The organism is Bacteroides sp. HPS0048 (assembly GCF_964240755.1).
In the GTDB taxonomy this organism is placed as follows: domain Bacteria; phylum Bacteroidota; class Bacteroidia; order Bacteroidales; family Bacteroidaceae; genus Bacteroides; species Bacteroides nordii.
In genome coordinates this window covers 226,142-236,466 of the sequence record NZ_CAXSVC010000002.1, presented here as the reverse complement: position 1 = coordinate 236,466, position 10,325 = coordinate 226,142, and the positions used below count along the sequence as shown (strand labels likewise).

The 10,325-nt window shown below is 46.0% G+C and carries 7 protein-coding genes and 1 pseudogene; 7 read left to right on the top strand and 1 reads right to left on the bottom strand.

The window, feature by feature from the left end; genetic code table 11:
* Positions 1-217 precede the first annotated feature (217 nt).
* The 7 genes and pseudogenes from tet(Q) to ACESQI_RS02400 all read left to right on the top strand — a co-directional run bounded on the left by tet(Q) (position 218) and on the right by ACESQI_RS02400 (position 9,397).
* Entirely contained in the window at positions 218-2,164 is a 1,947-nt protein-coding gene (gene tet(Q) / locus ACESQI_RS02430; protein ID WP_032595419.1) for a tetracycline resistance ribosomal protection protein Tet(Q), read from the top strand.
* The gene (locus tag ACESQI_RS02425) at positions 2,161-3,282 is read left to right on the top strand and encodes an efflux RND transporter periplasmic adaptor subunit (protein ID WP_005809248.1); all 1,122 of its coding nucleotides are present in this window, start codon (positions 2,161-2,163) and stop codon (positions 3,280-3,282) included. The genes tet(Q) and ACESQI_RS02425 overlap by 4 nt, the downstream gene beginning before the upstream one ends.
* Complete coding sequence (locus ACESQI_RS02420) at positions 3,279-6,392, top strand: efflux RND transporter permease subunit (RefSeq protein WP_005809243.1); 3,114 nt, start codon at positions 3,279-3,281, stop codon at positions 6,390-6,392. Before ACESQI_RS02425 ends, ACESQI_RS02420 begins: the two co-directional genes overlap by 4 nt.
* Positions 6,393-7,751, top strand: a complete 1,359-nt coding sequence (locus ACESQI_RS02415) for an efflux transporter outer membrane subunit (RefSeq protein ID WP_005809240.1) — start codon at positions 6,393-6,395, stop codon at positions 7,749-7,751.
* 121 nt (positions 7,752-7,872) lie between these two features.
* A pseudogene (locus ACESQI_RS02410) lies at positions 7,873-8,100 on the top strand (hypothetical protein); the annotation flags it as partial.
* A 2-nt stretch (positions 8,101-8,102) separates the two neighbouring features.
* Positions 8,103-9,146 carry an ABC transporter permease gene (locus tag ACESQI_RS02405; protein ID WP_005809236.1) on the top strand — a complete coding sequence of 348 codons (1,044 nt, stop codon included), beginning with the start codon at positions 8,103-8,105 and terminating at the stop codon, positions 9,144-9,146.
* Positions 9,146-9,397, top strand: coding sequence for an efflux RND transporter periplasmic adaptor subunit (locus ACESQI_RS02400; RefSeq protein ID WP_005809234.1), 252 nt, complete (start codon positions 9,146-9,148; stop codon positions 9,395-9,397). Before ACESQI_RS02405 ends, ACESQI_RS02400 begins: the two co-directional genes overlap by 1 nt.
* A gap of 748 nt (positions 9,398-10,145) precedes the next feature.
* Here the strand turns inward: ACESQI_RS02400 and ACESQI_RS02395 are convergent.
* Positions 10,146-10,274: a hypothetical protein gene (locus tag ACESQI_RS02395; RefSeq protein WP_004301204.1), complete on the bottom strand. Its 129-nt coding sequence runs from the start codon at positions 10,272-10,274 to the stop codon at positions 10,146-10,148.
* Between the last annotated feature and the right edge of the window lie 51 nt (positions 10,275-10,325).

The following is a 10,325-nucleotide window of genomic DNA, read 5'->3' as shown; positions in this document are numbered from 1 at the left end:
GCTTCCCTAATAAAATGTCTATGGTAAAAAAAGTTAAAAAATCCTCCCACTTTTGTTAGATATATTTTTTTTGTGTAATTTTGCAATCGTTATGCGGCAGTAATAATATACATATTAATACGAGTTAGTAATCCTGTAGTTCTCACATGCTACGAGGAGGTATTAAAAGGTGCGTTTCGACAATGCATCTATTGTAGTATATTATTGCTTAATCCAAATGAATATTATAAATTTAGGAATTCTTGCTCACATTGATGCAGGAAAAACTTCCGTAACCGAGAATCTGCTGTTTGCCAGTGGAGCAACGGAAAAGTGCGGCCGTGTGGATAATGGTGACACCATAACAGACTCTATGGATATAGAGAAACGTAGAGGAATTACTGTTCGGGCTTCTACGACATCTATTATCTGGAATGGAGTGAAATGCAATATCATTGACACTCCGGGACACATGGATTTTATTGCGGAAGTGGAGCGGACATTCAAAATGCTTGATGGAGCAGTCCTCATCTTATCCGCAAAGGAAGGCATACAAGCGCAAACAAAGTTGCTGTTCAATACTTTACAAAAACTGCAAATCCCGACAATTATATTTATCAATAAAATTGACCGTGACGGTGTGAATTTAGAGCGTTTGTATCTGGATATAAAAACAAATCTGTCTCAAGATGTCCTGTTTATGCAAACTGTTGTCGATGGATTGGTTTATCCGATTTGCTCCCAAACATATATAAAGGAAGAATACAAAGAATTTGTATGCAACCATGACGACAATATATTAGAACGATATTTGGCGGATAGCGAAATTTCACCGGCTGATTATTGGAATACGATAATCGATCTTGTGGCAAAAGCCAAAGTCTATCCGGTACTACATGGATCAGCAATGTTCAATATCGGTATCAATGAGTTGTTGGACGCCATCTCTTCTTTTATACTTCCTCCAGAATCAGTCTCAAACAGACTTTCAGCTTATCTCTATAAGATAGAGCATGACCCCAAAGGACATAAAAGAAGTTTTCTAAAAATAATTGACGGAAGTCTGAGACTTCGAGACATTGTAAGAATCAACGATTCGGAAAAATTCATCAAGATTAAAAATCTAAAGACTATTTATCAGGGCAGAGAGATAAATGTTGATGAAGTGGGTGCCAATGATATCGCGATTGTAGAAGATATAGAAGATTTTCGAATCGGAGATTATTTAGGTGCTAAACCTTGTTTGATTCAAGGATTATCTCATCAGCATCCCGCTCTCAAATCCTCCGTCCGGCCAAATAAGCCCGAAGAGAGAAGCAAGGTGATATCCGCTCTGAATACATTGTGGATTGAAGACCCGTCTTTGTCCTTTTCCATAAACTCATATAGTGATGAATTGGAAATCTCGTTATATGGTTTGACCCAAAAGGAAATCATACAGACATTGCTGGAAGAACGATTTTCCGTAAAGGTCCATTTTGATGAGATCAAGACTATCTACAAAGAACGACCTATAAAAAAGGTCAATAAGATTATTCAGATCGAAGTACCACCCAACCCTTACTGGGCCACAATAGGGCTGACTCTTGAACCCTTACCGTTAGGGGCAGGGTTGCAAATCGAAAGTGACATCTCCTATGGTTATCTGAACCATTCTTTTCAAAATGCCGTTTTTGAAGGGATTCGTATGTCTTGCCAATCTGGTTTACATGGATGGGAAGTGACAGATCTGAAAGTAACTTTTACTCAAGCCGAGTATTATAGCCCGGTAAGTACACCTGCTGATTTCAGACAGCTGACCCCTTATGTCTTCAGGCTGGCTTTGCAACAGTCAGGTGTGGACATTCTCGAACCGATGCTCTGTTTTGAGTTGCAGATACCCCAAGTAGCGAGTTCCAAAGCTATTACAGATTTGCAAAAACTGATGTCTGAGATTGAAGACATCAGTTGTAATAATGAGTGGTGTCATATTAAAGGGAAAGTTCCATTAAATACAAGTAAAGACTATGCCTCAGAAGTAAGTTCGTACACTAAGGGCTTAGGCATTTTTATGGTTAAGCCATGTGGGTATCAAATAACAAAAGACGGTTATTCTGATAATATCCGCATGAACGAAAAAGATAAACTTTTATTCATGTTCCAAAAATCAATTTATGAATTAATACAAAACAAGAAGAAAATATGAACAAGCAATTCATTATCACGAATTTCGCCGCATTTGCTCTCATGCTGTTCCTGCCGACCGGATGCAGGCAGGCGGACGGCAAGCAGGATGCGGTGCAGAGTTATCGGGTCATAAAGGTCGCGGCAAGTCCGGTGGAAATCTCCGAGTCCTATTCCGCCGCCATACGCGGACGGCAGGATGTGGACATCCTGCCGCAAATATCCGGGCGCATTATCCGTCTGAAAGTGAAAGAGGGTGAACGGGTGAAGACCGGTCAAGTATTGGCTGTAATTGACCAAGTGCCCTATCGGGCGGCATTACGCACGGCGCAGGCCAATGTCAGCGCGGCACAGGCAAAAGTGGAAACGGCAAGAATCGAGCTGCGGGGCAAGCAGGCATTGTTTGACGAGAAGGTCATATCCGACTACGAGCTTTCTCTCGCCCGGAACCAACTGGCAGTGGCGTGTGCTGAACTCGAACAGGCAAAGGCACAAGAATCGGATGCACGCAACAATCTCTCCTATACGGAAATCAAAAGCCCGAGCAACGGAGTAGTAGGCACATTGCCCTATCGCATCGGTGCGCTTGTCGGTCCCAATATGGCACAGCCTTTCACGGTCGTGTCCGACAATGCGGAGATGTATGCCTATTTCTCCATTTCGGAGAATATGCTACGGCGATATTCGGCTCGCTATGGCTCGATTGACAGCATGATAGCCGGGACGCCGGAAGTGGGCCTGCAACTCAACGACGGCAGCCTGTACAAGGCGAAAGGACGTATTGAAACCGTAAGCGGCGTGGTGGATCCTGTTACCGGAACGGTACAAATCAAAGCCCTGTTCCCCAATCCCGACCGCGAACTGTTGAGTGGCAGCATCGGCAATGTCATCCTTCAAAACCCGAAAACGGAGGCCGTAACCATTCCCATGACCGCCACCGTGGAACTGCAGGACAAGATTATCGCTTACCGTCTGAAAAACGGACAGGCGGAAGCCGCCTATCTCACGGTGGACCGCCTGAACGACGGCAACCGGTTTATCGTAAAAGAAGGTCTTTCGGTCGGTGACACCATTGTCGCCGAAGGCGTGGGACTGGTGAGAGAAGGCATGAGCATAACCCCTAAAAACGAAACGAAATGAACCTGCGATTTTTTATAGACCGCCCGGTGTTTTCGGGCGTTATCTCGGTGGTGATTGTACTGTTGGGCATGATTTCCATGTTTTCCTTGCCGGTGGAACAATACCCCGACATCGCACCTCCGACCATCAACGTATTCGCAACTTATCCGGGAGCAAACGCTGAAACCGTGCAGAAGGCAGTGATAACCCCTCTGGAAGAAGCCATCAACGGAGTGGAAGACATGACCTATATGACTTCCACGGCATCGAATACGGGAGATGCTTCCATCAACATCTATTTCAAACAGGGAACCAACGCGGACATGGCGGCGGTAAACGTGCAGAACCGCGTGAACGGCGCACTGAGCCAACTTCCGGCGGAAGCCACCAAGACCGGTGTCACCACTGAAAAGCAGCAGAATGCCGAACTGATGACTTTCGCGCTCTATTCGCCCGATGACCGCTTCGACCAGACCTTCCTGAGCAATTACGTGAAAATCAATGTCGAGCCGAGGCTGAAACGTATCAGCGGCGTGGGAAAGGCACAGTTGTTCGGTTCCAACTACAGCATGCGACTTTGGCTGCGTCCCGACAAGATGGCGCAATACGGGCTTATCCCCGATGACATCTCTGCCGTACTTGCACGACAGAACATCGAGGCCGCCACCGGCTCCTTCGGTGCCAATCATCCTACCGCCAATGAATACACGATGAAATACCGCGGACGCTTGTCCGGAGCGGAAGAGTTCGGTGAGCTGGTCGTCAAGTCACTGCCGGGCGGCAATGTGCTTCGGTTGAAAGAGGTTGCCGATGTGGAACTGGGCGATGAATACTACAACTATTCCTCCGAGGTGAACGGGCATCCGGCAGCTATGATGCTCATCAACCAGAAAGCCGGGTCCAATGCATCAAGCACCATCAAGGAGATTCACGAAGTGCTTGACGACCTTAGCCGGGACTTGCCCGAAGGGACGGAATTCGTGGTGCTTACCGATACCAACAAGTTCCTGTATGCCTCCATCCACTCTGTCCTCCGCACCTTATTGGAAGCGATACTTCTGGTCATCGTGGTGGTGTATGTGTTCTTGCAGGACATCAAGTCAACGCTTATCCCTACCATATCCATCTTCGTTTCCATCATCGGCACATTTGCCGTGATGTCCATGATTGGATTCTCCATCAACCTGCTCACCCTGTTCGCGCTTGTGCTTGCCATCGGAACCGTGGTCGATGATGCCATTGTGGTGGTGGAAGCGGTGCAGGCGAAGTTCGATGAGGGCTATCAATCAGCAGTTCTCGCGGCTGATGATGCCATGAAAGGCGTTTCGTCGGCTATCCTGACCTCTACCATAATCTTTATGGCAGTGTTTTTCCCCGTAGCCATGATGGGCGGGACTTCGGGAGCGTTCTACACGCAGTTCGGTATCACGATGGCTGTTGCCGTGGGAATCTCGGCAGTCAATGCCTTCACACTCTCACCGGCACTTTGCGCGCTGCTGCTGAAACCCTATATCGATGAGCAGGGCAACACTAAGAACAATTTTGCAGCCCGTTTCCGTAAAGCGTTCAATGCCGTCTTCGACAGTCTGAGCCGACGCTATGTACGTGGAGTGATGTTCATTATCCATCGCCGATGGCTGTTGTGGAGCATCATAGGCATTTCTTTCGGGTTGCTGGTGCTGCTGGTCAATGTCACAAAGACGGGACTTATTCCCGAAGAGGACACCGGGACGGTCATGGTGAGCATGAACACGAAGCCCGGCACATCCATGGCTCAGACAAGTAAGGTGATGGAGCGTATCAACAGCCGTCTCGACAGCATCGGCGAGATTGAATACAGCGGTGCGGTAGCCGGTTTCTCTTTCAGCGGTTCCGGTCCCTCGCAGGCGATGTATTTCGTGACACTCAAAGACTGGGAGGATCGTAAGGGAGAGGGGCAGTCGGTGAATGATGTCATCGGAAAGATTTATGCCGCCACTTCAGATATTCCCGATGCCACGGTGTTCGCCATGTCGCCTCCGATGATTGCCGGGTACGGCATGGGAAACGGTTTCGAGCTTTATTTGCAGGACAAGGCGGGCGGAAACATCGCCGCTTTCAAGGAAGAGGCGGACAAGTTTGTCGAAGCCTTGTCGCAACGACCCGAAATCGGCGAAGTCTATTCCTCCTTTGCCACGGACTATCCGCAATACTGGGTGGATATCGATGCCGCCAAATGTGAGCAGTCGGGTGTGTCGCCCGCAGATGTGCTTTCCACATTGTCGGGCTATTATACCGGACAATATGTTTCCGACTTTAACCGGTTCTCCAAGCTCTACCATGTGACCATGCAGGCTCCGGCGGAATATCGTGTGAATGCGGAATCCCTGCACCACATGTATGTGCGCGCCTCCGATGGCGGCATGTCGCCTTTGAGCCGGTTCGTGCGCCTGACCAAGACCAACGGCCCGTCAGACCTCACCCGTTTCAACCTGTTCAACGCCATCTCGATTAGCGGGTCGCCGGCGCAGGGTTACAGTTCAGGGCAGGTGCTCGAAGCCATCGGCGAGACGGCACGTGAAGTGCTTCCGTCAAATTACACATACGAGTTTGGCGGCATTTCGCGTGAGGAAAGCAAGACGACCAACAATGCCACGCTTATATTCCTGCTCTGCATGGTTCTGGTCTATCTGATTCTGTGCGCCTTGTATGAGAGCGTGTTCATACCCTTCGCGGTTCTGTTGTCGGTGCCTTGCGGACTAATGGGCAGTTTCCTGTTTGCGTGGCTCTTCGGTCTGGAGAACAACATCTACATGCAGACCGGATTAATCATGATTATCGGCCTGCTTGCCAAGACCGCCATCCTGCTTACCGAATACGCCGGCAAGCGGCGGTCGGAAGGCATGACGCTGGCACAGGCAGCATACAGTGCGGCAAAAGTCCGCCTGCGCCCTATATTGATGACTGTGCTGTCCATGGTGTTCGGTCTTGTCCCGCTGATGATGGCGCACGGAGTGGGTGCCAACGGCAGCCGTTCGCTTGCCACAGGTGTAATCGGTGGAATGATTGTCGGTACTTTGGCTCTGTTGTTCCTTGTGCCGTCATTGTTTATTGTATTCCAATATATTCAAGAACGTGTTAAGCATAATTAAATGAAGAAGACAGTAATATATATCATATTGTCAGGATGGATGTTTGCCGGTTGTGGCACATACAGCCGGTATCATCGTCCTGACCTCTCAACGGAGAATCTGTATCGGGACGTACCGGCGGACATTGATACAACGACCATCGCGTCCCTGTCGTGGCGGGAAATGTTTACCGACCCGAAACTCCAGTCCTTGATTGAAACCGGACTTGAACGGAACACAGACCTCAATGTGGCACGGTTACGCGTGGAAGCGACAGAAGCCGTCCTGATGACTGCCAGACTATCATATCTTCCATCACTGGGACTGACTGCCGAAGGTAATGCCAATAAACATGACGGAGCAACGGCAAAGACATATAATGTGGGAGCGTCGGCAAGCTGGGAACTGGACATCTTCGGCAAACTTACGGCGGCAAAGCGTGGTGCAGCCGCCGCGTTACAAGGAAGCCGTGCCTACCGGCAGGCCGTACAGACACAGCTTGTCGCCACTATTGCAGACAGTTACTACACCCTTGCCATGCTTGACGCACAAATGGCAATAAGTAACCGGACTTTGGAGAACTGGCGGACTACCGTACGTACTCTTGAAGCGTTGAAAAAAGTGGGGAAATCAAACGAAGCCGGCGTATTGCAGGCAAAGGCGAACGTGATGCGACTCGAAGCATCCCTGTTATCCATACGCAAGAGTATTTCCGAAACAGAAAATGCCCTGTCTGCGATACTTGCCATGCCGTCACACTCGATTGGACGAAGTAATCTGGCCGAGGCTGCTTTCCCCGATACTGTCTCGATTGGAGTCCCTTTGCAACTGCTTTCCAACCGTCCCGACGTGCGTCAGGCTGAAATGGAACTGGCGCAGGCGTTCTACGCCACCAATGCGGCTCGTGCCGCCTTCTATCCCAATATTACCCTCTCGGGGACTCTTGGATGGACTAATAACGGCGGTGGCGTAATCGTAAATCCCGGACAATGGTTGCTCAATGCCATCGGTTCCCTGACACAGCCCTTATTCAACCGGGGCACAAACATCGCCAACTTGAAGATAGCCAAAAGCCGTCAGGAAGAAGCCAAACTGTTGTTCCGGCAATCATTGCTGAACGCTGGAAAAGAAGTGAACGATGCTCTGACTGCATGGCAGACGGCAAAATCGCAAATTGAAATCAATGCTCGACAGGTTGAAACATTATGCGATGCTGTGCGAAAGACAGAATCGCTTATGCGTCATTCCAATGCCACCTATCTGGAAGTGTTGACCGCCCAACAGTCTCTTCTCGAAGCGGAAGTGCAACAGCTACAAACTCGTTTTGAACGCATACAAAGTGTAATCAAACTTTATCATGTGTTGGGAGGAGGAATGTAACTGCAATAAATAGAAAAATTTGAAATTATTATTAGTGTTATTCATCTCGGATATTTTTCGTGATTCTGCCGCATGTAGATATTGTACGAAAGCAATATTTGGATTGTAAAATATCAAGCCAATGAAAATACTTTTGCAGCATAAAATATTTATAGGATACTTTCTTTTAATGGCGATCATTGGCAGCATGGTCGCTATTGTTCTGCACGAGCGTAGTCGTGTACAGAAAATAGAGAATGAATCAATCGCTATTTTTCAAACCCAGCACAATATCAATACCACACACCGCTATGTGACCACGTTAGTAACTTATGGTGAATCCGTCATGGTATGGAATGATGAGGATTCTGGGTGAAGTATAAGAATATCAGAGAAGGGGAACAATTGCATTTCGATTTGCATTTTCTTAACCGCATAAAGAAACAGTTCCCGGGGATAAAAGCTATTTCGCCTGAAATAACAGGACCTTATTCGCAAGTGATGAATAAAGCTAAAAGCGGACTTTTTAAGATTATAGGAATCAATGAAAACTATATGGGAATTAAGATACTTAAAATCAACGAAGATGGACGATATTTTAATAAAGGAGATGACGAGAATACCCGTAATGTTACCATTATCGGCGAAAATGTCAGTACGACCTTATTTAATAATCAAAAAGCGTTGGGTAAGTCGATCAACATTGCCGGTATTGATTTTAAGGTGATAGGCGTACTAAAGAATGATGATATTTTCAGCGCTTCGGAAATCAATTCGGTATATGTGCCCTTCTCAAGTTACATAAACTGTATTGACAATAAGACTCCATTGCGCGCTTTCTGTTTATATCTGAACAAAGAAGTTGATTCCAAGCGATTTGAGAATGAGCTGAGAGCCTTCATCGCTAATAAATACCAATTTGCTTATTCTGATAAGCAAGCCTTACAGATAATCAATTTTGAGACACAAACATCTGCTTTTGAGGGACTCTTTGATGGATTGAAAATGTTTATCTGGATCGTAGGAATTTGTTTTCTGATAAGTGGTATTGTTGGAGTAAGCAACATCATGTTTGTCGTGATCAAAGAAAGGAGTAGCGAAATAGGCATCCGTAAGGCTGTAGGAGCAACTCCTAAATCCATTCTTGTGTTAATGCTGACGGAATCTGTCATCATAACTGTAATCTCCGGTATCATCGGATTGATATCAGGTGCAGCTATTCTTGAGATTATAAATTGGTTGCTCGAAAGCGCCCGTCACGCGACAATGATAAAGCATGCAGAAATAGATATAAATGTAGCTGTTCTCGCTTTGGTTATCTTGATTTTGTCCGGTGTCATTGCCGGAGCATTTCCGGCTATGAAAGCATCTGTTATACAACCCATTGACGCCATTAGAAACGAAAATATAGGATAATGAAGACATTTAAGATTATATTAATTTGCATCTTTTCCGCCACACTGGCATTTGTTGCTTTTCGTTCTTCGCTAAGAGGTACAAAGGCAATTTACGAAACTACACAACCACAATATCGCGAGATCAAAGAGGAAATAAACATATCCGGCAATGTTTTTCCGATGAAGGAGATCGAAATAAAATCGCAGATATCGGGAGTCCTGGACAAGATTAATGTTTCGATAGGAGATAAAGTGCGCATAGGAGATTAAATATAAATTCAAGCAATCATAGCCCGTAATTCACTGAATTTGGCTATCTTTGCATAACATTTGAGAAAAACGGCGATTGGCAGGAGCTTTTCGCCGCCAACATATAGGATAAGACCGCAAGGCGTTTCAAGCGAAAATCTGGTAAATTTAGTTATATCTCAAAATTTCACATCATAATATCTTGTAAATTAATAGTTTATATTGTGATGTGTTTTTATCAAGAAACAAATTAGGAACAGAAACACGAATTATCTTATTTTCTTGTTTTTTTGTTTGCACTACCTTTCTTTCTCTTCACTTGTTCGTACTTTGAGTATTTTTCCAAGTCTTTTCACACGATTTTCATCCTCTCGCCAAGAGTGATTGTTGCAGTCATCTATGGATGAATAACTACAGCCAAAAGAAAAAAGGACAAATCTCTGTTTCTTTCAAGGAACATTGTTTTTTGCAAAGGTAACCATTTCCCTCAAAACACCTATACAGGCAGTCCAATATATCTGCCTATATTTAGTTTACTTTAGTTTAGCATATATATAAGCTAATAGACTAAACTAAACCTTTACCGAAGTTCTCCCCCTTACTTTTATATTCACAGTCAAAAGAGAAGATAATCGCACCGATATTTTCTTTTTTCGCTGCATCCCAATTTTACGGAAGTTCCTTTTATCGTAACTTCTGCCATAGGCATTCTATCCTCGCATCCCAACTTTCGGTCTGCCTGATGAGAATTGTGTCGCAAAGGTACTTGTCATGTCTTTCTTGTATTCAAGGTCACAGCCTGACGGTTCCCGACAAAATCTCCACGCTCCGCTTTGCAGAGGTCGTATTTGGTCGTGAAACCCTGCATAAAGAGCCATAACACCTTTTGAGGCGACATAATTTTCAATCAAGCCCGAAAGTAGCTGAAATGCTAAAAGAGGGAAAATAA